Origin of the sequence: Neisseria sp. P0014.S009, assembly GCF_051958155.1 — a bacterium.
Classification (GTDB): domain Bacteria; phylum Pseudomonadota; class Gammaproteobacteria; order Burkholderiales; family Neisseriaceae; genus Neisseria; species Neisseria flavescens_C.
The window spans coordinates 70311-92348 of the sequence record NZ_JBQCVS010000008.1; the positions used below are offsets into that span (position 1 = coordinate 70311).

Consider the following 22038-nt stretch of genomic DNA (forward strand, 5'->3'; position numbering starts at 1 on the left):
TCAGACGGCCTTTTACGGATAAATGGTTGCCAAGGTGGAGCGGAACAATTCGTTCAAAGGCCTGCTACCGGCAGGTTCGGTAGCAGGGGCAGACAAGGCAGAAACTTCGTTATATAGATCAACAGTCAGCTTTTGCAGCTCTGGAGATAATGTGTGCAGATAACTTTCGTTCTGCCCTGCTTTTAATGCGACCAGATCAGTAATTTGGGTAGCACAATCTGTCTGCCACTCATTCATCAACTCAACCAAAGTCATTGGCGGAATACCGCCTTGTTTCACTGCCCAGCGAGCCGCCAATAAAGGGCGCAAGACGTAAAACCATTTCTTCAATTTAATCGGCTGCGCCAAATCCATGGCTTTCAAAGCATTGCCGGCGATACCGCGATAATGGTGCAACAACGCGGCGGCTTGGACGTATTGAGGCGCAAGTTCGTTCAGACGGCCTATGAATGCCTCATCTTGTGTATAAACAATCGGCGAACGCAGCCATTCCAGCAATACAGCATTGCTTTTTCTCAATAGGCGCAAAGCCTTGCGGATGTCCCAGCCGCCTACGTCAAACCATTGGTTTTCAATAAATTCAAACGTATCTTTTGCTTCATCGATTTGCAGATAATGTTCTTGCGGACGGATATAAACAGCGCGAACGTCATAATCGCTGTCGGGCGAAGCAAAGCCCCATGCGCGGCTTCCGCTCTCCGCCGCCAGCAGAAAGTGCAGCGGTTCGGTAAGTGAAATTTGAGTCAGTTTTTCTTGAATGGTTTGTTTCATTACGTTTTCCTTATTTTTGCAGAAAGGCCGTCTGAAACTGAGCAAGCAGGTTTCAGACGGCCTTTTAGCTTTAAATCCGCTAGGATTGATTAGGCTTTGTTTTTCAGACGGCCATGCAATTCCTGTACGCTGTACACGCCCAAGTGTTCGCGGCTTTTTGCGCCTTCGCTCATGGCTTCGCCGCCGGCGATGGTGGTGTATTGCGGTACGCGTTGGGTGAGGGAGGTGCGGCGGATGCTGTGGCTGTCGGTGACAGATTGCACTGTGCTGCCGACGGTGTTGACCACCAGTGCGATTTCGCCGTTTTTAATTGCGTCCACGATGTGTGGGCGGCCTTCCTGCACTTTGTTAACCGCTTGCACGATGATACCGTGTTCTTTCAAGTATTCGGCGGTACCGCGTGTGGCGCAGACACCGTAGCCGAGTGCTTGGAAGTTTTGTGCGGTTTTGACGATGAGCGGTTTGTCTTCGTCGCGTACGGCGAGGAACACTTTGCCGGTTGTGCTCAAGCGTTCGCCTGCACCGAGTTGGGCTTTGAAGTAGGCTTCGCCAAAGCTTGCGCCTACGCCCATGACTTCGCCGGTAGAGCGCATTTCAGGGCCGAGAATGGTGTCCACACCCGGGAATTTGATGAATGGGAACACGGCTTCTTTAACGGCGTAGAAGTCCGGGATGACTTCTTTTTCTACACCTTGCTCTTTCAGCAAAATGCCTGCCATCACGCGTGCGCCGACTTTGGCAAGCGGTACGCCGGTGGCTTTGGATACGAACGGTACGGTACGGCTGGCACGTGGGTTTACTTCCAGTACGAAGACCACGCCGTCTTGTACGGCAAACTGTACGTTCATCAAGCCGACCACGCCCAGTGCGTATGCCATGGCTTTGGTTTGACGGCGGATTTCGTCTTGAATTTCTTCGTCCAATGAGTATGGAGGCAATGAGCAGCCGGAGTCGCCGGAGTGGATACCTGCTTGTTCGACGTGTTGCATGATGCCGCCGATCACGACGTCTTGGCCGTCTGAAACGCAGTCTACGTCCACTTCGATGGCGTTGTTCAAGAAGAAGTCGAGCAATACGGGGCTGTCTTCGGAAACTTGTACGGCTTCACGCATGTATTTTTGCAACTCTTCTGCAGAGTGAACAATCTGCATGGCGCGGCCGCCGAGTACGTAAGAAGGACGGACAACCAACGGATAACCGATTTCTTCGGCTTTCACGAGTGCTTCTTCTTCGTTGTGGGCGATGCGGTTAGGAGGTTGACGCAGGCCTAAGTCGTTCAATACTTTTTGGAAGCGTTCGCGGTCTTCGGCAGCGTCGATGCTGTCGGCAGATGTGCCGATGATGTTTACGCCGTTTGCCACCAAGGCATTGGCCAGTTTGAGCGGAGTTTGGCCGCCGTAATGAACAATCACGCCCCATGGGTTTTCGGTGCGAACGATTTCCAATACGTCTTCCAATGTCAGCGGCTCGAAGTACAGGCGGTCGCTGGTGTCGAAGTCGGTGGACACGGTTTCGGGGTTGCAGTTGACCATGATGGTTTCAAAACCGGATTCGCGCAGGGCGAGTGCGGCATGAACGCAGCAGTAGTCAAATTCAATACCTTGGCCGATACGGTTTGGACCGCCGCCGAGAATCATCACTTTTTTACGGTCGGAAGGACGGGATTCGCATTCTTCTTCGTAAGTGGAGTAGAGGTAGGCGGTTTCGGTGGCGAACTCGGCGGCGCAGGTATCGACGCGTTTATAGACGGGATGCAGCTTCAGCGTGTAGCGGTGTTCGCGCACTGCTTTTTCTTTTACGCCCAAAAGCTGGGCGATACGTTTGTCGGAGAAGCCTTTGCGTTTCAGACGACGTAAGGCGGCGAAATCCAAATCTTGCAGGCAGCCTGCACTTACCTGCTGCTCTTCTTTCACCAAGTCTTCGATTTGAGCCAAGAACCAAGGGTCGATGGCGCAGATTTCGTGGATTTCTTCCAGCGTGAAGCCCGTGCGGAACGCGTCTGCCACAAACCGCATACGCTCAGGGCCTGGGTTCGCCAGTTCGCGGCGGATTTCCGCTTTGTCTTCGCTGCGCGGATTGAAGCCGCACAAGCCTGTTTCCAAGCCGCGCAGGGCTTTTTGGAAGCTTTCCTGAATGGTACGGCCCATCGCCATTACTTCGCCCACCGATTTCATTTGCGTGGTCAGGCGGTCGTCTGCGGCGGGGAATTTTTCAAACGCGAAACGCGGGATTTTGGTCACGACATAGTCGATGGAAGGCTCGAACGACGCGGGCGTGCGGCCGCCGGTGATGTCGTTGCGCAGCTCGTTCAGCGTAAAGCCGACAGCCAGTTTGGCTGCTACTTTGGCAATCGGGAAGCCGGTTGCTTTAGATGCCAACGCGGAAGAACGGCTCACGCGCGGGTTCATCTCAATGACAATCATCTCGCCGTTTTCAGGGTTCACCGCAAACTGAACGTTTGAGCCGCCGGTATCCACGCCGATTTCGCGCAATACTGCCAACGAAGCATTACGCATGATTTGGTATTCTTTGTCGGTCAATGTTTGTGCAGGCGCAACAGTGATGGAGTCGCCCGTATGCACGCCCATCGGGTCGAAGTTTTCAATCGAACAGATAATGATACAGTTGTCGTTTTTATCGCGGACAACTTCCATCTCGTACTCTTTCCAGCCGAGAACAGACTGTTCAATCAGCAGCTCATGCGTAGGCGACGCATCGAAACCGCGTTCGCAAATCGCCAAAAACTCATCTTTGTTGTAGGCAATGCCGCCGCCCGAACCGCCCATCGTGAAAGAAGGACGAATCAGGGTAGGGAAGCCGACCTGTTCCTGCGCCGCCAAGGCTTCGTTCATCGTGTGGCAGACAAAGGATTTCGGGCAGGAGAGGCCGATTTTCTCCATCGCCTCCTTAAAGCGGCCGCGGTCTTCCGCCTTGTCGATCGCGTCTTCCGTTGCGCCGATTAACTCGACATTGTATTTCGCCAACACGCCGTTGCGCGCCAAATCCAGCGCACAGTTCAGCGCAGTCTGGCCGCCCATCGTGGGCAGAATCGCGTCGGGCCGCTCTTTGGCGATAATCTTCTCCACCGTCTGCCACATAATCGGCTCGATGTAGGTAACATCCGCCATTTCAGGGTCGGTCATAATCGTGGCGGGGTTGGAATTCACCAGAATGACTTTATAGCCTTCTTCACGCAAAGCCTTGCAGGCCTGTGCGCCCGAATAGTCAAATTCGCAGGCTTGACCGATAACGATAGGGCCGGCGCCGATGATAAGGATGGATTTTAGGTCGGTACGTTTGGGCATGGGTGGGTCTTTCTTTTGAATAATTTGGATTATTGACGATTGGTAACTTCTCTAATTATTTCTGCATCTGTTTTTTCATCACTTGGATTATCTGAAAAGAAAAAACTGTAATTACTATCGGCTTTAAATTTTTCGTATAACTCTGGGCGCAAAATTTTTGCTTTTTCACTATTTTCCACGCTCCTGCGATTAGGCTTACCAGCCTTATCTTTCCCGTTTCTACGGACATCATAGCAATAAATAGTGTTAGGAGAGTTAGGTTCTAAACGAGTAGCTACAATCCTTTTATAAATTATGTCTAAATCTTTTTTAGTTTGTGTTGGAATGAAATCTGCAAAAAAATTACTAAAACTCTGAAAAATTTCTCTGATTGTCGCAGTACCAGCTTGAACATTAATTTTAAAAAAATTAATAAAATCATTAGCATTTTTGAAATTAATTTGAGAAAAATTAGCGTATGCAAATATTGAATTACCACTATTCAAATTAAAAAACTCTAATTTTGCTTGTGCAGATTGATGCGGTTTGGATTCATCAGGTTTATATCTGGTCAAAATAACAGCATATTGCCCTTGATTATAATTAAAAGGAAATGCTTCAATCGTTCTGTTTTTACTCTTCATATCATCCAGTAAATCTCTTAAATTGTTGAGCGCCATTTCATATTCCTAAATAAATGTACTTAGTAAGCAAGCCGTAGCCTGAATGTAGGGTGTGTGCGGTACGCACGCACGCACGCGTTTTCCATTTCCCCTGCAACCCCAACCCACCGCGTGCGTGCCTTGCGGCACACACCCTGCCGATGGGTTCAAAGGTCGTCTGAAAAAAACGCTCGCGGCGTTTGTTCCATCTGCCTTGCGATAAAGGCTACCTGAAAAATTCCTGCTGTTGATGTTCCGGGCATTCTTTTTCAGCCGACCTGTAACGCTTAAATTCGCTGTAACCTGCTCCCTCCCCCGTGGGGGAGGGCTGGGGAGAGGGTATTCTCCCAATTGCAGCAATCTTTCCCAACACCCTAACCGCCCAAAATACAAGCCTTGCGGCTTGTTGCCCTCTCTCTAGCTCTCTCCCACGGGGAGAGAGGACGGGGTGGCTGTTGGGGTTAAGGATTCCGCAAGGAAAACGAGTGTGCAGTCTGCTTTTTTTGCTTTTCAGACGGCCTTTTAAACGCCCAATTCAGGCAATCTGTATCCTATTATTTTCAAAATACAATCAAAATCAGTCATCTGCTACCGTGCAGGCTGCTTTTCCAATTCTTGCAACACGCGCAGGATTTCTGCCAGTACATCGTTTGTCTGCTGCAAAATTTCGTGGTTCCAAAAACGCAGCACGGTAAAGCCCAAGCTGTTGAGATATGCCGTCCGCGCGTGGTCGTATGCGGCTTGTTCTGTATGTTGCCCGCCGTCTGCTTCGACAATCAGCTTAGGCGTTACGCACATAAAATCAACAATATAATTTCCCATCGGCTGCTGGCGGCGGAATTTATAGCCGTTCAGACGGCCTGCCCTCAGGTGCTGCCACAATTTTGCTTCCGCCTCGCTCATTTGTTGACGCATGGCTTTGGCGCGTTGGCGCAGGGCGGGGTTGTCGGCGGTCAATAGTTTTTCGGGCGGGTTCATTTTTGTTGTCGGATTGCTGTTTGTGTAAGCCTTGCGGCCTGTTGCACTCTCCTTAGCCCTCTCCTACGGGAGGGGGAGGGTTTGCTGATTGAATTAAATGTTGCGGCAAGACAATCTTTTTTCAGACGACCTTTTGCGTTTTTATGTTGCACAGGCCGTCTGAAAACTTCCTTAAAAACTAGTGACAAACGTAATCAAGCCCAAAATGATGCCCGGGGCGTTTGCCAGCATGACGGGGTAGTCGCGTTTTTCTTTTAAAAAGCCGTAGGCAACCCATAATGTGCAGTTGATGGCGGCGACGAGGGGTTGCAGTGGTGAGCCGGGGTTGCCGGCAAGGTTGTTTTGGATTTGTGGGATGTAGGAAACGTACATACCGACGGCGGTCAGGGTGGCGACGACGGAAAGAATGCGCATTTGTTTTTCTGTCATGGTTCTTCCTTTCTGATTCGAGGGTTGGGTTTCAGACTGTGTAGATGTTGAGAGTGTGCCTGAATTTATATTTTTGAAGTTTGGTTTTCAGACGGCCTGTTGTTGAGTTGAGTGTGGCCGTCTGAAAAAATCAGCTTTATTGTTTTGTTGCTTTGATATTGTCAATGAATTTGTCAAACAGATAACCGACATCTTGCGGACCCGGGCTGGCTTCGGGGTGGCCTTGGAAGCAGAACACGGGTTTGTCTGTCAGTTCGATACCTTGCAAGGTGTTGTCGAACAAGGATTTGTGGGTAATGCGTGCGTTGGTAGGCAAAGTGTCGGCATCGACGGCGAAACCGTGGTTTTGGCTGGTAATGACGACTTTGCCACTATCCAAATCTTGTACAGGGTGGTTGGCACCGTGATGGCTGAAGCGCATTTTCAGGGTTTTCGCGCCGATAGCGAGGCTGATCAGCTGGTGTCCCAAACAAATACCGAAAATCGGTTTGCCGCTTTCCATCAGTTTTTGTACGGCTTTGATGGCGTAGTCGCAAGGCTCGGGGTCGCCGGGGCCGTTGGACAGGAATACGCCGTCAGGATTGAGTGCCAATACTTCTTCCGCGCTGGTTTGTGCGGGAACAACGGTCAGGCGGCAACCGCGCGAGGCGAGCATGCGCAGGATGTTGGTTTTGACGCCGAAATCGTAGGCGACGACGTGGTAAGGCTGTTCGGAAGGGGTAACGAAACCTTTGCCCAATTCCCATTCGCCTTCGGTCCATTCGTAAGTTTCTGTGCAGGAAACTTCTTTTGCCAAGTCTTTGCCGACCATGCTGCCGAATGCGGCAATCAGTTCTTGTGCTTTTTCAACCGTGGCATCTGCACCGGTCAAGATTGCACCGCCTTGTGAACCTTTTTCACGCAACAGGGTGGTCAGGCGGCGGGTATCGATGTCGGCGATGGCGACGGTTTGGTTGCGTACCAAATAGTCGTGCAGGCTTTCGGATGCGCGGAAGTTGCTGTGCAACAGCGGCAGGTCGCGGATAATCAAACCGGCGGCGTAAACGCTGCGGCTTTCTTCATCTTCGGCGTTGGTGCCGGTGTTGCCGATATGTGGATAGGTGAGGGTAACGATTTGTTTGCAGTAGGAAGGGTCGGTCAGGATTTCCTGATAGCCGGTCATGGAAGTGTTGAACACGACTTCGCCGGAAGTCGAACCTTCGTAACCGATTGATGTGCCGTGAAATACGCTGCCGTCAGCGAGAACGAGAAGAGCCGGAGTGGTCATGATGGAATCCTGTTTGCCTGATGATGGTCGGTTCGAAAAAATGGGTCGGGCCGTCTGAAAAATAAAATTGTTTACAAAAAAGACAGCCTTCGGAAATCTCGGCTAAAAAAAAACACGCTCCGCAGCTTTGATTTTGCTGTGTAACGTGCTTTTTCAGACATAGCGGTCTATGCCGTAGAAGCAGTGTATTTTAAGTCAAAATGATAGGGATTTCAAGCATAGAGCAAGGAGTCGATAATTTAAAAATGTTTTACCTTTACGGGACAATCCCTTGCTTTTGGAATGCTTGATGAGTAAGGTTGAACTAAATATCCAGTCGGGCCGTCTGAAAACTGATCAGGCAGATTGTTTCATTTTTGTTGTGTTTGAAATGCAGGCATAGGGAAATTCAGCCGAATCAAACATGGAACAGGCTGTTTATGCTAAAATCGTAGCCTTATAAAAAATAAAAACAATGTCATTTCTAGCTGAGATTATCCGATGAAAAAAGAACACATTATGCAAGACGCTCCATCAGGCCGCCATCGCCTTATTCATGCAAGCGTTGCTTCCGCTTTAGCGCTTATCAGCTTTTCCGTTCAGGCAAATACGCAGCAATTTGCCAAAATTCCGTTTTACCTGCAAAACGAAACCTCCATCAACGGCCAACCCAAAGTCAAACACAATATTATGTTTTTGATTGATGACTCGGGCAGTATGTTGGCTGATGCAAAGGGTGATTATCATGTCCGTGATGAGCAAAAAAAAATCAATATTGCAAAATCGGCATTAAAGCAGGTTTTGGCGCAATATAAAGATCAGTTTAACTGGGGTTTGCAGACTTTGCACAATAATCCTCGGTATTGGAAATGGGATGAGAAAAAAAGGAAAGAGAATAATGCTCTTTACGCATATGCAGAACTGCCTAGCCCCGACGATACCAAAGGCGATATGAAGGATTCTGAAGGCTTTACGGATGGTTCTGCCGGTCGAAACTGGGAATATGTCAGTAAAAAGGTAGATGAGATGTTGGCTTACCAAGCTACGCCGACAACGCGCCGTTATTATGAAGTCGTCAAAAATTTCGTTATCCCCAATATCAAATACCGTTGCCAGAAGTCCTATGTCGTTGTGGTATCTGATGGTGATGCGAACTTAAGTTGTAGTAATCAGGCTTCTGGTGAGGATCCGCGTAAATCTCGTAATACTAGCTTCAACTATGATCGAAATTATTATTATTCAAACTATTACCGTGCTATTGAGCATAGTGCGGATACGTCTGTATATCAATATTTTGGGCCGTCTGAAGTAAAAGCTTATGAAGATAAATATGGGCAAGGTAAGAAATTTTCAGGAAACGGCCTTGAAGGAAATTTTGATCTGCCAAATTATGATCCGCGATTGAATACTCCTGAAGGGGAGAAAAAGTTTCAATGTCAATATACTGATTATGCAAAAGATGCTTCAGGGAATTGGGTTCTTTTAGGTGAAAAAGATGGTAAGAAAGAAGTCCAAGGCCTTGGCGAAATTATTGTTCCTTATTGGGATAGGAACTATAAGGATGAAAAACGCGGTATGCGATTCTTTAGTCAGACTTTGGCAGAAAAAGACATCAAAACAGAAAAAGATGGCAAAGATGATGCAGGTAAGAGCTGGGATGGTGATCCAAACGACCCTAAAGGTTTAGATTATAGTAAGCAATTGGTTCAGACTTTTACCGTGGGCTTTGGTGAGGGAATCTCTAAAGTCGGGAGAGAGTATCTGGAAAAGGGTGCCAGTCGCCCAGACTGGTATTTCAATGCCTCAAAACCTGAAAAGTTGCTCGATGCTTTCAAGACCATTGTCGACAATATTGAAAATGACAGTAAAATAACAAAATTTGAGGGAACATCTTCAACTGCGCCTGCAACGACCAGTACAGGTATTCCCGATATGGCGGCAACGGTTCATTTGAATACCAGCTCTTGGAGTAGTCAATTGCGGTTTTATAAATTGAACCGCGATGGTACGCCTATCAATACGACAAAGTTTGACCAGCCATCATTTAATAACCGCCTTACTTTGGTTAAGGACGGCAGCAAGACCTATTTCATCGATAGAGTTGCAGACAATGAGGCTTCAAATGCCGATTTTGGCATTTCAGACGGCAGTGCGAAAGATAAGTTGGAATGGAAAAATGCATTGCTGAAATGGACTGGTCGAGCAGGTAGTGATGAAATTATCAAAGCGGATGCGGAGACAAAAGGTTATAGCCAGTCTTATCGAATTCGTCCGACAGATTCTGCTGATTCAAGTAAAGATGAACGTAATCTAGGTGATATTTTAGATGGTTCGGTTGCAGCTATTGGCGATAAGCGCGACAACCGTCAAGAGTTTTTGGTCGCCGCTGCCAATGACGGCATGGTACATATTTTCCGTAATGGTACGACTAGCAATCCTTATGACTTGAAACTCAGCTATATTCCGGCAGGCATGGAGCGTGAGGACGATCAAGGTCAAGCGACAACTTTGGGCAAGGTTCTGAAAGATGTCGCTCGCGATGGTTACGGCTCCAGCACGCCGCACCGCTATATGGTTAATGGTGGTTTTGTTCTCCGCCAAACGCCTGATAAGCAAACCTTTATGTTTGGTGCGATGGGTCAAGGTGGACGCGGTGCGTATGCGTTGAATATTGGTGCAGTGGCGAACAGTGATCGTAGTGGTTGGAATAAGACTGTACCTTTGTTTGAAACAGAAAAAGGCTCTGGTAATAAGCTGGGGTATACCATTGGTTCGACACAAATTGGTCGTGTGTCTATCAAGCGCGATACTACCCCGGTTAATCTGGAATCGAATGTGCGTTATTCGGGTTTCTTGGCCAGCGGCTATCGTACTGAGGATGTGAACAGTGCCGACAATGAAACGGCTTTGTATATCTATGATATGACGGGTAAAGAAGCTGGTACGCAAGATACCGGTAAAAATGTTTCCAGTGCCGGCAAGCTCTTGGCTAAAATTCCTGCGCCGAATGGCAAAGGCGGTCTCTCTACTCCTACTTTGGTAGACACCGATTTTGACGGTATTGTCGATATTGCTTATGCCGGCGACCGTTACGGCAATATGTTCCGCTTTGACTTGAGTGGTGAAACTCCGTCCAAATGGTCTGCGCAAATGATTTTCCAAGGATCGGGTAATCAACCGATTACTTCTGCGCCTGCGGTATCACGCCGCAGTAAAGATAAGTATGTCGTTATTTTTGGTACGGGTAGCGAGATTTATCAGAATGAATTGACCAATACCAATGGCCAAATCAATGCCGTTTATGGTATTTACGACGATGTGTCTACTGATGAATCCAAAAAAGCAGTTTTGGCAAACAGCAGTGAGTTGGAACAGCAAACCAGAGAAAGTGACGGCGAACATATTTATGTTAGCGACAATAAGGTAGGCAAAGACAAAAAAGGCTGGAGTCTGACTTTAGATCCGAATGAACGTGTGACTGTCAAACCGACGATGATTTTGCGTACAGCCGTTGTAACCATTCGTAAGTATGAAACCAAAACAATTCATACTGATTCCTCCAGTACCGATGTTTGTTTGCCGGACAGTACATCCACACAAACGACAGCGAAAACGATTATTCTGGGCGTAAATGCCGAAAACGGCGGTCGTTTGGGCTTGCGTGATGCGCGTATCTCCCGCAAGGATCGTACATTTATCTACAAACGTGAAAATAATGGTCAGATTTATTACGCCAACGGTATGACTTTTGATGGCGTTATCAACTTTACTTATATGAATTCCAGCAAAGCTGACGATTCTCCGGTAACTGCCGATGGCGATAGTGGCGGTACAGGTACGGATAAGGAGTTGAACGCTACGCCGAGCGTGCCAAACAATAAATGTTTTGCAACCAAAGGCGATCGCAGTCTCTTGTCTAACCAACTGGTTAGCCTGGAAGTACAAGGCCGTACATGCGGACTCAAACGCATCAGCTGGCGTGAATTGTTCTTTTAATCTGTAAGGCTTAAGTATCGAGGCCGTCTGAATTTTTCAGACGGCCTTTTCTGTTGAGTGGTAGTAATTGAGAGATGCTGGATTAAAAAATGGAAAGCCTTGTTTGTGGATATAACAAGGTTTAATCAAATTGAGAGCTTGGATAAAGCCAAACGACAGACTTGGACTATTCTTTTTTTAAAATTTCTACTATTGAGCTGAGAAGTTAAAAGGCCGTCTGAAAATATCTTTTCAGACGGCCTTTGATTTAAAAAGAGCCAGTCAAGGAGTGCATTGTTAGATGCTGTTTTTAATAATTTTCCGCAGGGTGGACAGTTGCCGGCGGCTGACGGGCAATGGGGTCGGAATATCGAGAATTTTTGCGCCCCATGTGGATGCGGATTCGTCGTTTTCGTCATCGTCCAGTCGAATCAGGCTGTCGAGGGTGTGGCGGAAGACGAGGGCGTTGCGGTGGATGCGGATGACTTTGTCGCCCAGCAATTCTTCCCAGTAAACCAAGGTCTTCGGTAATTCGTAGCTGTGGCCGTCGCCGGTAAACAGATAGACGGTTTTGTGTTCCGCCATCAGGTAACGCGCCTGTTGCCATGGGATTTCAACCATGCGTTCGCGGTTGTACACTTTGAAATGGGTGAAACTGTCTGCTTTTTCGCGGTTTTTCTCGATGATGCGGTCAAGCGCGGTTTGCAGGCGGGTCATTTTGATCGGTTTGAGCAGATAGTCTGCGGCGGCCAGCTCAAACGCGCGCAGGGCGTGTTCTTCGTAGGCTGTGGTGAATACAATTTCCGGCTGGCGTTTGGCGGTACGCTTAATGCGTTCGACAAACTCGAGACCGTCGATTTCCGGCATGCCGATGTCGGCAAATACGATGTCGACTTCGTGGACACTCAGCCACTCCAATGCTGGCATGGCATGGTGAAAGACGTTGAGCAGTACGACATTGCACTCTTCCAATAATACACGTAAGCGTTCTGCTGCTAATACTTCGTCTTCTACAATAATGGCACTTGGCATAGCGGTATTCTTTTTGTTGTATCGTGGGAGATCTGCCGCGCTTTGTCATCCTCAAATAACGCGTCAGCCGTATGTTGTTACAACCTTGAAATTATCAGTTTGTGACAATTTTAGGAAATTTTTGAAATATACATGATTTTTCGCTTCTTGGGCGTGGTTTGGGATGAATCGGAAGATTACTTACATAATTTTATGAAATATTGTAATACCTAGAGTAATTTTGTTGTAATTGCGCTAATTCAGTCCGTGATAATGGACAATTTTGGGATTTTGTCCATTTGCCAGTGCGTCACCGCCCAATCGAGCAATTCTTGCGGACGGTTCATGGTAGGTGCATCGGGTAGGTTGAGGTAGGTTAGGACTTGGTGGAGAAGTTGTTCTTTTTGATTCAAATCCAAAGCCGGGGCAAGGGTTTGTTTCGACCATTTTTGCCCTTGGTTGTTGGTCAATAGGGGAAGGTGGGCGTAGGCCGGTGTGGGCACGCCGAGGCATTGTTGCAGATAGATTTGGCGTGGCGTGGAAACGAGCAAGTCCTGACCGCGGACAATATGCGTTATGCCTTGATCGGCATCGTCGGCAACCACGGCAAGCTGATATGCCCAATAGCCGTCGGCACGAAGCAGGACAAAATCGCCGATGTCGTGTGCCAGATTTTGTGCGTAATGTCCGACAATGCCGTCTGAAAAACCGATCACGCGATCGGGAGCTTGAATGCGCCATGCCGGCGTTTTGTTTTGCGTGTCGGGTCTTTGCTGAGGATTGCGGCAACGGCCGTTATATACAAATCCGTCTGCGCCATGTGTTGCCGCCGCCTGCCAGTCTTTGCGGCTGCAATAGCAAGGATACACCAGTCCGGCTGCTTTGAGGCGGTCGAGGGTGTCTTGATACAGGTCGTAACGGCGGCTTTGATAGGCGACTTCGCCATCCCACTCAAAGCCGAAAGCCTCAAGCGTGCGCAAAATGTCGGCAGCGGCGCCGGGCATTTCGCGTGGAGGATCAAGGTCTTCAATGCGGACCAGCCATTTGCCCTGATGAGCGCGTGCGTCGGCATAGGAGGCGACGGCGGTCAGTAGGGAACCGATATGAAGCAGGCCGGTAGGGCTGGGGGCGAAACGTCCTATATACATGGCAGGGTGGTTTTGTAGGGCAGGGATAGTATGCCTGCACGGTATTCAAATCGTGATAGAAAAGGGCGTGCCATACACGCCCGAATTTGGGTTTCAGACGGCCTGAGACTTTTCAAAATAATTTAAGTTTCTCAGCCGTCCGTTCAATCCGCTTAAGCCAAGGGAGCAAGCAGTTTGGCGAAAGCGTCTTCAAATTGTTTCAAACCGTCTTCCTGCAAACGAATTGCCAAAGTTTCGACATCAATGCCGAGTTTCGCGGTTTCGGCAAGTTGCGCTTGGGCTTCGTCCACACCTTCGGTCAAAGTGGCTTTGGCGGTGCCGTGGTCGATAAAGGCTTTGAGTGTGGCATCGGGAACGGTGTTGACGGTATGGGCGCCAATCAGGCTGTCAACATACAAAGTGTCAGGATAGGCAGGGTTTTTCACGCCGGTAGATGCCCATAAAAGTTGTACGCGGTTGGCACCTTTTTCGGCAAGTGCGGCAAATTCGCTGCTGCCGAAGTATTGCGCCCAATCTTGATAGGCGGCTTTGGCCAGCGCAATGGCGACTTTACCTTTGAGGTGTTCGGGCAGAGTGGTGTCCAATGCGGCATCGACACGGGAAATAAAGAAGCTGGCGACAACTTGGATATGGGAAACGTCGTGTCCTGCTTCCAAACGTTTGGCAATGCCGCGCGTGTAGGCCGCATAGGCTTTGAGGGTTTGGGTGCGGGAGAAGAGCAGGGTCAGGTTGACGCTGATGCCGTCTGAAACGAGGGTTTCAAGCGCTTCGATGCCTTCGTCGGTTGCCGGTACTTTAATCATGACATTTTTACGGCCGATGGCGGCGTGCAGGCGGCGCGCTTCTTCAACCGTGCCTTGTGCGTCTTTGGACAATTCAGGCGAAACTTCGAGGCTGACGAAGCCTGTTTTGCCACCGGTGGATTCGTGTTCGGCAAGGCACACGTCGCAAGCGGCTTGCACATCGGCAACCGCCATGGTTTCGTAGCGTTGTTTTGGCGTCAGGTCTTGTTGTTTGAGCGCGGCTACTTCATCGGCGTACAGGGAGTCTCCGGCAAAGGCTTTTTGGAAAATGGCAGGATTGGAAGTTACGCCACACACACCTTGTTTCAGCATTTCTGCCAATTCGCCGCTTTGTACCAGCGAACGGGAGAGGTTGTCCAACCAGATTTGTTGTCCTAATGCTTTAACGTCCGATAAAATAGTCATCTCTGATTCCTTTTACATAATAGGTTTGTTTGTTGAAGTGGCGGTAATGCTACGCCGATTCGATGAATTTGAACAGTTTACAGCCGATTAATTTGGGCAAAACAAACCTAAATTCAAGCACGAAAGGTGGCTTTGATGGCGGAAAACACACTTTATCTCGACTGGGCGCGCGATGTATTGAATACGGAAGCCGAAGGTTTGCGTGAAATTGCGGCGGCTTTGGATCATGATTTTGTCCGTGCGGCGGAAGCGTTGTTGCACTGCAAGGGCAGGGTCGTCATTACCGGCATGGGCAAGTCCGGACACATCGGCCGCAAAATGGCGGCAACCATGGCTTCCACCGGCACGCCTGCGTTTTTCGTCCATCCTGCCGAAGCAGCGCACGGCGATTTGGGCATGATTGTGGACCACGATGTCGTGGTTGCCATTTCCAATTCCGGCGAAAGCGATGAAATTGCAGCGATTATTCCGGCGTTGAAACGTAAAAACATCACGCTTATTTGTATCACTGCCCATCCGACTTCGACCATGGCGCGTCATGCCGATATCCATATTACCGCGGCGGTTTCCAAAGAGGCGTGCCCGCTCGGCCTTGCGCCGACTTCCAGTACGACTGCCGTAATGGCCTTGGGCGATGCGTTGGCGGTTGTCCTGCTGCGCGCACGCGCGTTTACGCCCGACGATTTTGCTTTAAGCCATCCGGCCGGTAGCCTGGGCAAACGCCTGCTTCTGCGCGTGGCGGATATTATGCACAAAGACGAAGCTCTGCCTGCCGTTTTGTTGGGTACGCCGTTGAAAGAAGCCATTGTCCGCATGAGTGAAAAAGGCTTGGGCATGTTGGCGGTAACCGATGCCGAAGGCCGTTTGAAAGGCGTATTTACCGATGGCGACTTGCGCCGTCTGTTTCAAGAACGCGACAGCTTTGCCGGTTTGAAAGTGGACGACATCATGCACGCTTCGCCGAAAACCATTTCCGCCGACCGCCTTGCCACCGAAGCTTTGAAAGCCATGCAAAGCGGCCATGTGAACGGTTTGCTGGTGGTCGAAGAAAACGGCGTGCTGATTGGTGCGCTGAATATGCACGATTTATTGATGGCACGAATTGTCTGAATCGACGGCAAAAACGTTTTCAGACGGCCTTATGCTAGAATAGGCCGTCTGAAATAAGGAAACCTTATGCAAAACCTCTCTTCCGACCTGCAACAACGCGCTTTAGGTATCAAACTGCTGATACTGGATGTGGACGGCGTTTTGACCGACGGCCGCATTTTTATCCGCGACAACGGCGAAGAAATCAAATCGTTCCACACTTTGGACGGACACGGTTTGAAAATGCTTCAGGCCGGCGGCGTGCAAACTGCGATTATTACCGGCCGCGATGCGCCTTCCGTCGGTATCCGCGTGAAGCAGCTCGGTATCAACTATTACTTCAAAGGCATTCACGACAAACGTGCCGCCTACGCCCAATTACGCGAACATGCCGGTGTGGAGGAGCATGAGTGCGCCTTTGTCGGCGACGATGTTGTCGATTTGCCCGTGATGGTGCGTTGCGGATTGGCGGTCGCCGTTCCTGAGGCGCATTGGTTCACTTTGCAATACGCCCATTATGTAACCCGACGATCCGGCGGCGCAGGTGCGGTGCGTGAAGTGTGCGATTTGATTATGCAGGCGCAAGGTACGCTTGAACCTGCTTTGAAAGAGTATGTACGATGAAAATCAGATGGCGTTACGGAATCGCCTTTCCGCTGGTGTTGGCCGTTTCACTCGGCGCACTGGCGGCGTGGCTCGGCCGCATCAGCGAAGTGCAGGTTGAAGAAGTCGTCCTCAATCCGAATGAGCCGCAATATTCGATGAAAGGCATCAACGGCAAACGTTTTGACCAAGAAGGCCGTCTGAAAGAAAACCTGAGCGCGGTCGATGCCGTCCAATATCCGAATAGCGCAGACGTGCATTTGGACAAACCACATCTTTCGTTTTACCGCGACGGCAGCCTGCTGTATGAAGTCGGCAGCGATAAGGCAGCGTACAATATTCAAAACAAAAAAGTCGTTTTTGAACAGAATGTTGTCTTAAATAAAGCGGCAGATGCCAAGCGTTTGGCCGGCATCGTCAAAACCGAACGTTTGAATGTTGATACCGAAGCGCAATACGCCCATACCGACAGCCCCGTTACTTTCCAATACGGACAGTCCGGCGGTCAGGCAAACGGCATGACTTATGACCACAAAACCGGTTTGCTGAATTTCCCTTCCAAAGTGAAAGCCACAATTTATGATACAAAAAATTTGTAAAACCTTAGCCCTTGTTGCCGTTTTTGCCGCCAGCCCGGCCTTTGCTCTGCAAAGCGACAGCAAGCAGCCGATTCAAATCGAAGCCGACCAAGGCTCGCTTGACCAAAACAACCAAAGCACCACCTTTTCCGGCAACGTCATCATCAAACAAGGCACGCTCAATATCCGTGCCGGCAGCGTGACCGTTTCGCGCAACGACAAAAGCGAGCAGTTGATGAAAGCCACCGGTTCGCCCGTCAAATTCAGCCAAGAGTTGGACGGCGGCAAAGGCGTGGTCAACGGCCAAGCCAATACTGTAACGTATTCTTCTGCAGCCAGTCTGGTTACCCTGACCGGTAATGCCAAAGTACAGCGCGGCGGCGATGTGGCCGAAGGTGCGGTCATCACTTACAACACCAAAACCGAGGTTTACACCATCAACGGCAGCGCCAAATCCGGTGTGAAATCCGCCGCCAAATCCGGCCGCGTCAGCGTGGTCATCCAGCCGTCCAGCACGCAGAAAAACAAATAAGAAAACACATAAAAAGGCCGTCTGAAAAAGGTTCAGACGGCCTGAGGTCAATATCGAAAGTCAACAGAATATGAGCGCAAACAACAGCCGTCTTGTGGTTCAAAACCTGCAAAAAAGTTTCAAAAAACGCCAAGTCGTCAAAAGCTTCTCCCTTGAAATCGAAAGCGGCGAAGTCATCGGCCTGCTCGGCCCCAACGGCGCGGGTAAGACCACCAGCTTTTACATGATTGTTGGCCTGATTGCCGCCGATGCAGGCAGCGTGATGCTGGACGGCCAAGAGTTGCGTCACCTGCCCATTCACGAACGCGCCCGCCTCGGCGTCGGCTATCTGCCGCAGGAAGCCTCGATTTTCCGCAAAATGACCGTGGAACAAAATATCCGCGCCATTTTGGAAATCAGCATAAAGGACAAAAGCCGCATCGATGCCGAACTGGAAAAACTGTTGGCAGATTTGAATATCGAGCGCCTGCGCAACAACCCTGCGCCGTCCTTGTCCGGTGGCGAACGCCGCCGTGTCGAAATCGCACGCGTGCTGGCCATGCAGCCGCGTTTCATTTTGTTGGACGAACCTTTTGCCGGCGTTGACCCGATTGCCGTCATCGATATTCAGAAAATCATCGAGTTCCTCAAATCACGCGGTATTGGCGTATTGATTACCGACCACAACGTGCGCGAAACCCTCAGCATCTGCGACCGTGCCTACATCATCAGCGACGGTACGGTATTGGCTTCAGGCAAGCCGGATGATTTGGTCAACAATGAACAAGTCCGTTCGGTTTACTTGGGTGAAAATTTCAAATATTGAATGCATATTTGACGGTATATGAGACCCTTATTTCAATTGAGGGCGGCTATAAATATTGGAATAATCACTAAAAATACAAATATAATACCTATAACCTAGTTTTTCAGACGGCCCTCCGTACAAAGGCCGTCTGAAAAACTATCCATACACTTCGAAAAAAACACTATGTCTTCACTCGTCCTTAAACTCAAACAGACCCAGCAGCTCAACCAGCGGCTGCAGCAGTCTTTGCGCATCTTACAGATGTCGGGTCTTGAGCTTGAGCGCGAAGTGGAAGACTGGTTATTAGACAATCCTCTGCTTGAGCGTCCGGAAAGCGATGAGTTTGCCGATAGCGGGCTCAATCGTGCCGTCACCATGCCGCGCGCAGGTCAGCAGTTGAGCGGCGACGATGCCGAAGATATTTGGAGCAACATCGCCGAAGAAGAGGATTTCAAACACTATCTGCATGCCCAAGTGTGCGAGCATCCGCTCTCGCAAGTGGAAGCGGCCTATGTTCATGTCTTGATTGATTTTTTGGATGAACAAGGCTACCTCACCGACAGCCTCGAAGAAATCATCGACCACACGCCGTTGGAATGGATGCTGGACGAAGAAGCCCTGCAAAATGCGCTGGATGTGTTGCAAACTTTTGATCCTCCCGGCGTGGCGGCGGCGGATTTGACCGAGTCGCTCATGTTGCAACTGATGCGTTTGCCGGCTTCTCCGGCCAGACAAATGGCCGCGCATTTGGTGCAAAGTTCGCTTCAAGACTTAGGCAAAAACCGCAAACAAAACGTTCTGCGTTTCCGTAAACTTTATCCCGATACCGACAGCAAAACCATAGAAGCCGCGCTCGATATGATTGCCGGGCTCAATCCCTATCCGGCCTACGGCTTCGCCTCTGCCACGCCTACGCCTTATATTCAGCCTGACGTTTGGGTCAAAGAGGGCAAGGACGGCTGGGAAGTCATCAGCAACGAAGCGGCTTGGCCGAAGCTGCAGCTTAATCAGGAATATTGCGACCTGATGAAATCAGAGGAAGAGGGCGCACCGGAGTGGAAGGAAAAAATCAACGAAGCCAAGCAGCGCATTGATTCTTTGGAGCTGCGTAAAAGCACGGTCCTCCGCCTTGCCGAGTATATCGTCAAAAATCAGGAAGATTTTTTCATCTTCGGAGAAATCGGCCTGTCGCCCATGCTGATGAAAGATGCCGCCGCCGAATTGGGTTTGGCGGAAAGTACCATCTCGCGTGCCGCTAATCAGAAATATTTGTCTTGCCCGCGCGGCCTGTTTGCGTTACGCTATTTCTTCACACAGGCAGTCAATGCCGACGATGACGGCGAAGGGTTCAGCCAAGGTGCAATCAAAGCCGTATTGAGCCAGCTGATTGAAAGCGAAGACAGCAGCAAACCCTATTCGGATGAGACCCTCGTCAAATTATTAAAACAACGCGGCATTGAAATCGCCAGACGTACAGTTGCTAAATATAGAGAATCATTAGACATCCCACCGGCACACAAACGAAAATTTACCGAGTAGATATATTCCGATCCGTTTTGACGGACTAACCAACCGAAGGAGCTGTATCATGAATCTGAAAATCACCGGTCTGAATTTTGATGTTACCGAAGCCATCAAAAACTACGTTTCCGACAAGTTGGCACGAATCAGCCGCCACGCCGACAACATCATCTCCGTGACCATCACGCTCTCGGTGGAAAAAGTCAGCCAGAAAGCCGAAGCTGATGTACATTTGGCAGGCAAAGATTTGCACGTTGAAGCGATTGAACAGGATATGTACGCCGCAATTGATGTTTTGATGGACAAGCTCGACCGCGCTGTTTTGAAACATAAAGAAAAAAGCGGTGATGTCCGCAGTACTGTCAAACCTGAAGCAGAATAAAATTTTTGTATGATAAAGGCCGTCTGAACATTCAGACGGCCTTTTGTTTTACTAGAAGTTTTAGACTGGCAATCTAGTTACTCACTTTTTCGCCATTCCATGGTGCCACTTTAAACAGCAGCAACATGCCCGGTATGCCCAAAGCAAAACACAGCCAGTAAAAATTAAAGTAACCCATCGCTTCAATCAGATAACCTGCCGAAGCATTGATAAATGTACGCGGTACAGCGGAAAGGCTGGTGAAGAGGGCTAATTGAGTGGCCGTAAATACTGGATTGGTTTCACGAGCCATATAGGCAACAAATGCTGCTGTACCTAAACCAACACCAGCTGCTTCTGCACCAATCACGGCCGCAAGCATCATTTGCTCTGTCAGTGTGATGGTTTCAAACTTGCCAAAATTTGCCAGCCAAGCAAAGCCTAGAATAGTAACCCATTGCGCCACGCCGAAAATCCACAAAGCTCTATTGATGCCGAGCTTTATCATCCAAATACCGCCTACAATACCGGCAATGACAGCAGGCCATAAACCGGCATTTTTGGCAATGAGGCCGATGTCGGTTTTGCTGAAGCCCATGTCCAGATAAAACGGCGTTGCCAGAGACGTTGCCATACTGTCGCCCAGTTTGTAGAGAAAGATAAACAGCAATACCAATATGGCCTGTTTGATTCCTTTGCGGGAGAAGAACTCACTGAAAGGGTCTGAAACCGTTTGGGCAAATGTACGCGACACAGATGGTGGAATGTCAGGTTCTTTAGCTAAAAACAGGGTCATCAGCAGACCGGGCAGCATAAACAGTGCAGTAATGATGAATACGTTGTGCCAAGGCATTAAGTCGGCCAGAATCAAGCTGAGCGAGCCGGGTACCAAAGCGGCGATACGGTAGGCATTGACGTGGATGGAGTTGCCCAAGCCTAATTCTTCATCTGACAAAATTTCGCGGCGAAATGCATCCAATACAATATCTTGGCTGGCAGAGAAAAAGGCGACCACCAACGATAAGCCCATAATTACATATAAATGCTGAGCAGGATTTAGGAAGGCGTAAATGAGCAAGGTCAGCAGCAAACCAATTTGCGTAACCAGCATCCAACCGCGTCGCCGTCCTAAAAAAGGTAATCTGACCAAATCAATGACGGGAGACCAGATAAATTTCCAAGTGAAAGGCAGCCCGATAAGTGCCATCAGGCCGATGGTTTTCAAATCGACATGTTCGCTGCGCAACCATGCCGGAATCAGGTTGATCAGAAAATAAAGCGGCAGCCCCGAAGTGAAGCCTGTAAAGATACAAATCAGCATACTGCGCGAGAAAATTCGCTGCATAGTGCTGGGTTGGGGTGCGGTTGTCATAGTGGAATCAATAAAAAAGAAAAGGGATATTGTAGCAAAGATGGGGGATATGGCGAATGAGCTTCTGCTATCTTTATTGAATAAAGGCCGTCTGAAACTTTGACAAATTAAGTTTCAGACGGCCTTTTGTTGGAACAACTGGTTTGGCGGGCAACGGAGACTTCAGGACGGAAGAAGGGTTGCTTGGGTGTATTTATAAAATTGAAGTTAAGAAAGTTTCAGACGACCCCTAGAGATCGTTTGAACGATGAGAAATATCAGTGGTAATTTGTGCCGTCAGTGTAGCCGTTTCCTGATTTGTCCACAGCAAAAGCAGAAATCGGACCGACCGTTACTGTCCCTTTAGGCTGAGTTTCTTGATAATACTCATATGCTGCAACACCCATACCAGTTGCAGCACCAACAGCAGCACCAATTGTGCCGCCGACCATAATAGCTGGTCCGGCAGGAATACTGCCAAAAGCTATACCGACACCCAGACCA

The 22038-nt window shown here is 49.3% G+C and carries 20 protein-coding genes; 9 read left to right on the forward strand and 11 right to left on the reverse strand.

From position 1 onward, the window contains the following. Window positions 1-12: 12 nt before the first annotated feature. The 3 genes from ACTHS4_RS07590 to ACTHS4_RS07600 form a co-directional block, all read right to left on the reverse strand. A complete protein-coding gene (locus ACTHS4_RS07590) occupies window positions 13-771 on the reverse strand; it encodes a nucleotidyltransferase domain-containing protein (RefSeq protein ID WP_070825608.1) in 759 nt (252 codons plus the stop codon). A gap of 89 nt (window positions 772-860) precedes the next feature. After that, window positions 861-4076, reverse strand: coding sequence for a carbamoyl-phosphate synthase large subunit (gene carB, locus ACTHS4_RS07595; protein WP_440365669.1), 3216 nt, complete (start codon window positions 4074-4076; stop codon window positions 861-863). A gap of 29 nt (window positions 4077-4105) precedes the next feature. Then, complete coding sequence (locus tag ACTHS4_RS07600; RefSeq protein ID WP_070825606.1) at window positions 4106-4735, reverse strand: DUF6037 family protein; 630 nt, start codon at window positions 4733-4735, stop codon at window positions 4106-4108. A gap of 55 nt (window positions 4736-4790) precedes the next feature. On the opposite strand from ACTHS4_RS07600, the gene ACTHS4_RS07605 reads away from it, so the two are divergent. Continuing rightward, window positions 4791-4940 (forward strand): hypothetical protein, encoded by a 150-nt coding sequence (locus ACTHS4_RS07605; protein ID WP_168167204.1) that lies wholly within the window; start codon window positions 4791-4793, stop codon window positions 4938-4940. Between the two features lie 365 nt (window positions 4941-5305). Here ACTHS4_RS07605 and ACTHS4_RS07610 read toward each other — a convergent pair whose 3' ends face one another. The 3 genes from ACTHS4_RS07610 to carA all read right to left on the reverse strand — a co-directional run bounded on the left by ACTHS4_RS07610 (window position 5306) and on the right by carA (window position 7391). Next, window positions 5306-5695 (reverse strand): endonuclease domain-containing protein, encoded by a 390-nt coding sequence (locus tag ACTHS4_RS07610; protein WP_070825605.1) that lies wholly within the window; start codon window positions 5693-5695, stop codon window positions 5306-5308. A 171-nt stretch (window positions 5696-5866) separates the two neighbouring features. Beyond that, window positions 5867-6124 carry a SemiSWEET family transporter gene (locus ACTHS4_RS07615; RefSeq protein ID WP_049331825.1) on the reverse strand — a complete coding sequence of 86 codons (258 nt, stop codon included), beginning with the start codon at window positions 6122-6124 and terminating at the stop codon, window positions 5867-5869. A gap of 136 nt (window positions 6125-6260) precedes the next feature. After that, window positions 6261-7391, reverse strand: a complete 1131-nt coding sequence (gene carA, locus ACTHS4_RS07620; RefSeq protein ID WP_070825604.1) for a glutamine-hydrolyzing carbamoyl-phosphate synthase small subunit — start codon at window positions 7389-7391, stop codon at window positions 6261-6263. A 480-nt stretch (window positions 7392-7871) separates the two neighbouring features. On the opposite strand from carA, the gene pilC reads away from it, so the two are divergent. After that, window positions 7872-11366 (forward strand): PilC family type IV pilus tip adhesin, encoded by a 3495-nt coding sequence (pilC, locus tag ACTHS4_RS07625; protein WP_070825603.1) that lies wholly within the window; start codon window positions 7872-7874, stop codon window positions 11364-11366. Window positions 11367-11642: 276 nt separating this feature from the next. Here pilC and ACTHS4_RS07630 read toward each other — a convergent pair whose 3' ends face one another. The 3 genes from ACTHS4_RS07630 to tal all read right to left on the reverse strand — a co-directional run bounded on the left by ACTHS4_RS07630 (window position 11643) and on the right by tal (window position 14712). Further along, window positions 11643-12377, reverse strand: coding sequence for a LytR/AlgR family response regulator transcription factor (locus ACTHS4_RS07630; protein WP_036493381.1), 735 nt, complete (start codon window positions 12375-12377; stop codon window positions 11643-11645). A gap of 239 nt (window positions 12378-12616) precedes the next feature. Then, window positions 12617-13504, reverse strand: a complete 888-nt coding sequence (gluQRS, locus tag ACTHS4_RS07635) for a tRNA glutamyl-Q(34) synthetase GluQRS (protein WP_070825602.1) — start codon at window positions 13502-13504, stop codon at window positions 12617-12619. Between the two features lie 152 nt (window positions 13505-13656). Then, on the reverse strand, window positions 13657-14712 hold the full coding sequence (gene tal, locus ACTHS4_RS07640; RefSeq protein ID WP_070825601.1) for a transaldolase: 1056 nt from the start codon (window positions 14710-14712) through the stop codon (window positions 13657-13659). 135 nt (window positions 14713-14847) lie between these two features. Here tal and ACTHS4_RS07645 point away from each other — a divergent pair, with 135 nt between their 5' ends. The 7 genes from ACTHS4_RS07645 to hpf all read left to right on the forward strand — a co-directional run bounded on the left by ACTHS4_RS07645 (window position 14848) and on the right by hpf (window position 20204). Next, entirely contained in the window at window positions 14848-15822 is a 975-nt protein-coding gene (locus tag ACTHS4_RS07645; protein ID WP_070825600.1) for a KpsF/GutQ family sugar-phosphate isomerase, read from the forward strand. A 66-nt stretch (window positions 15823-15888) separates the two neighbouring features. Beyond that, window positions 15889-16425 (forward strand): KdsC family phosphatase, encoded by a 537-nt coding sequence (locus tag ACTHS4_RS07650; RefSeq protein WP_070825599.1) that lies wholly within the window; start codon window positions 15889-15891, stop codon window positions 16423-16425. Beyond that, window positions 16422-17003: an LPS export ABC transporter periplasmic protein LptC gene (gene lptC / locus ACTHS4_RS07655; protein ID WP_003686789.1), complete on the forward strand. Its 582-nt coding sequence runs from the start codon at window positions 16422-16424 to the stop codon at window positions 17001-17003. Before ACTHS4_RS07650 ends, lptC begins: the two co-directional genes overlap by 4 nt. Continuing rightward, on the forward strand, window positions 16984-17514 hold the full coding sequence (gene lptA, locus ACTHS4_RS07660; RefSeq protein ID WP_049328829.1) for a lipopolysaccharide transport periplasmic protein LptA: 531 nt from the start codon (window positions 16984-16986) through the stop codon (window positions 17512-17514). Before lptC ends, lptA begins: the two co-directional genes overlap by 20 nt. 70 nt (window positions 17515-17584) lie before the next feature. After that, window positions 17585-18319 (forward strand): LPS export ABC transporter ATP-binding protein, encoded by a 735-nt coding sequence (gene lptB / locus ACTHS4_RS07665; protein ID WP_063069323.1) that lies wholly within the window; start codon window positions 17585-17587, stop codon window positions 18317-18319. A 165-nt stretch (window positions 18320-18484) separates the two neighbouring features. Then, window positions 18485-19840 (forward strand): RNA polymerase factor sigma-54, encoded by a 1356-nt coding sequence (gene rpoN / locus ACTHS4_RS07670; RefSeq protein WP_070825598.1) that lies wholly within the window; start codon window positions 18485-18487, stop codon window positions 19838-19840. Between the two features lie 49 nt (window positions 19841-19889). Beyond that, entirely contained in the window at window positions 19890-20204 is a 315-nt protein-coding gene (hpf, locus tag ACTHS4_RS07675) for a ribosome hibernation-promoting factor, HPF/YfiA family (RefSeq protein WP_003748344.1), read from the forward strand. A gap of 73 nt (window positions 20205-20277) precedes the next feature. Here the strand turns inward: hpf and ACTHS4_RS07680 are convergent, their stop codons facing one another. Both ACTHS4_RS07680 and ACTHS4_RS07685 read right to left on the reverse strand, forming a co-directional pair. After that, complete coding sequence (locus ACTHS4_RS07680; RefSeq protein WP_440365676.1) at window positions 20278-21528, reverse strand: AmpG family muropeptide MFS transporter; 1251 nt, start codon at window positions 21526-21528, stop codon at window positions 20278-20280. Between the two features lie 284 nt (window positions 21529-21812). Beyond that, a complete protein-coding gene (locus tag ACTHS4_RS07685; RefSeq protein WP_224783520.1) occupies window positions 21813-21986 on the reverse strand; it encodes a hypothetical protein in 174 nt (57 codons plus the stop codon). Window positions 21987-22038: the final 52 nt, after the last annotated feature.

What these genes read in the sequence shown, in the direction of transcription:
- ACTHS4_RS07600 (WP_070825606.1), bottom strand. Translation starts at nt 4,735, where the DNA reads ATGGCGCTCAACAATTTAAGAGATTTACTGGATGATATGAAGAGTAAA.
- hpf (WP_003748344.1), top strand. Translation starts at nt 19,890, where the DNA reads ATGAATCTGAAAATCACCGGTCTGAATTTTGATGTTACCGAAGCCATC.
- ACTHS4_RS07680 (WP_440365676.1), bottom strand. Translation starts at nt 21,528, where the DNA reads ATGCAGCGAATTTTCTCGCGCAGTATGCTGATTTGTATCTTTACAGGC.
- ACTHS4_RS07630 (WP_036493381.1), bottom strand. Translation starts at nt 12,377, where the DNA reads ATGCCAAGTGCCATTATTGTAGAAGACGAAGTATTAGCAGCAGAACGC.
- ACTHS4_RS07615 (WP_049331825.1), bottom strand. Translation starts at nt 6,124, where the DNA reads ATGACAGAAAAACAAATGCGCATTCTTTCCGTCGTCGCCACCCTGACC.
- ACTHS4_RS07610 (WP_070825605.1), bottom strand. Translation starts at nt 5,695, where the DNA reads ATGAACCCGCCCGAAAAACTATTGACCGCCGACAACCCCGCCCTGCGC.
- ACTHS4_RS07590 (WP_070825608.1), bottom strand. Translation starts at nt 771, where the DNA reads ATGAAACAAACCATTCAAGAAAAACTGACTCAAATTTCACTTACCGAA.
- lptB (WP_063069323.1), top strand. Translation starts at nt 17,585, where the DNA reads ATGAGCGCAAACAACAGCCGTCTTGTGGTTCAAAACCTGCAAAAAAGT.
- tal (WP_070825601.1), bottom strand. Translation starts at nt 14,712, where the DNA reads ATGACTATTTTATCGGACGTTAAAGCATTAGGACAACAAATCTGGTTG.
- ACTHS4_RS07650 (WP_070825599.1), top strand. Translation starts at nt 15,889, where the DNA reads ATGCAAAACCTCTCTTCCGACCTGCAACAACGCGCTTTAGGTATCAAA.
- carB (WP_440365669.1), bottom strand. Translation starts at nt 4,076, where the DNA reads ATGCCCAAACGTACCGACCTAAAATCCATCCTTATCATCGGCGCCGGC.
- gluQRS (WP_070825602.1), bottom strand. Translation starts at nt 13,504, where the DNA reads ATGTATATAGGACGTTTCGCCCCCAGCCCTACCGGCCTGCTTCATATC.
- ACTHS4_RS07685 (WP_224783520.1), bottom strand. Translation starts at nt 21,986, where the DNA reads ATGGTCGGCGGCACAATTGGTGCTGCTGTTGGTGCTGCAACTGGTATG.
- pilC (WP_070825603.1), top strand. Translation starts at nt 7,872, where the DNA reads ATGAAAAAAGAACACATTATGCAAGACGCTCCATCAGGCCGCCATCGC.
- lptC (WP_003686789.1), top strand. Translation starts at nt 16,422, where the DNA reads ATGAAAATCAGATGGCGTTACGGAATCGCCTTTCCGCTGGTGTTGGCC.
- rpoN (WP_070825598.1), top strand. Translation starts at nt 18,485, where the DNA reads ATGTCTTCACTCGTCCTTAAACTCAAACAGACCCAGCAGCTCAACCAG.
- carA (WP_070825604.1), bottom strand. Translation starts at nt 7,391, where the DNA reads ATGACCACTCCGGCTCTTCTCGTTCTCGCTGACGGCAGCGTATTTCAC.
- ACTHS4_RS07645 (WP_070825600.1), top strand. Translation starts at nt 14,848, where the DNA reads ATGGCGGAAAACACACTTTATCTCGACTGGGCGCGCGATGTATTGAAT.
- lptA (WP_049328829.1), top strand. Translation starts at nt 16,984, where the DNA reads ATGATACAAAAAATTTGTAAAACCTTAGCCCTTGTTGCCGTTTTTGCC.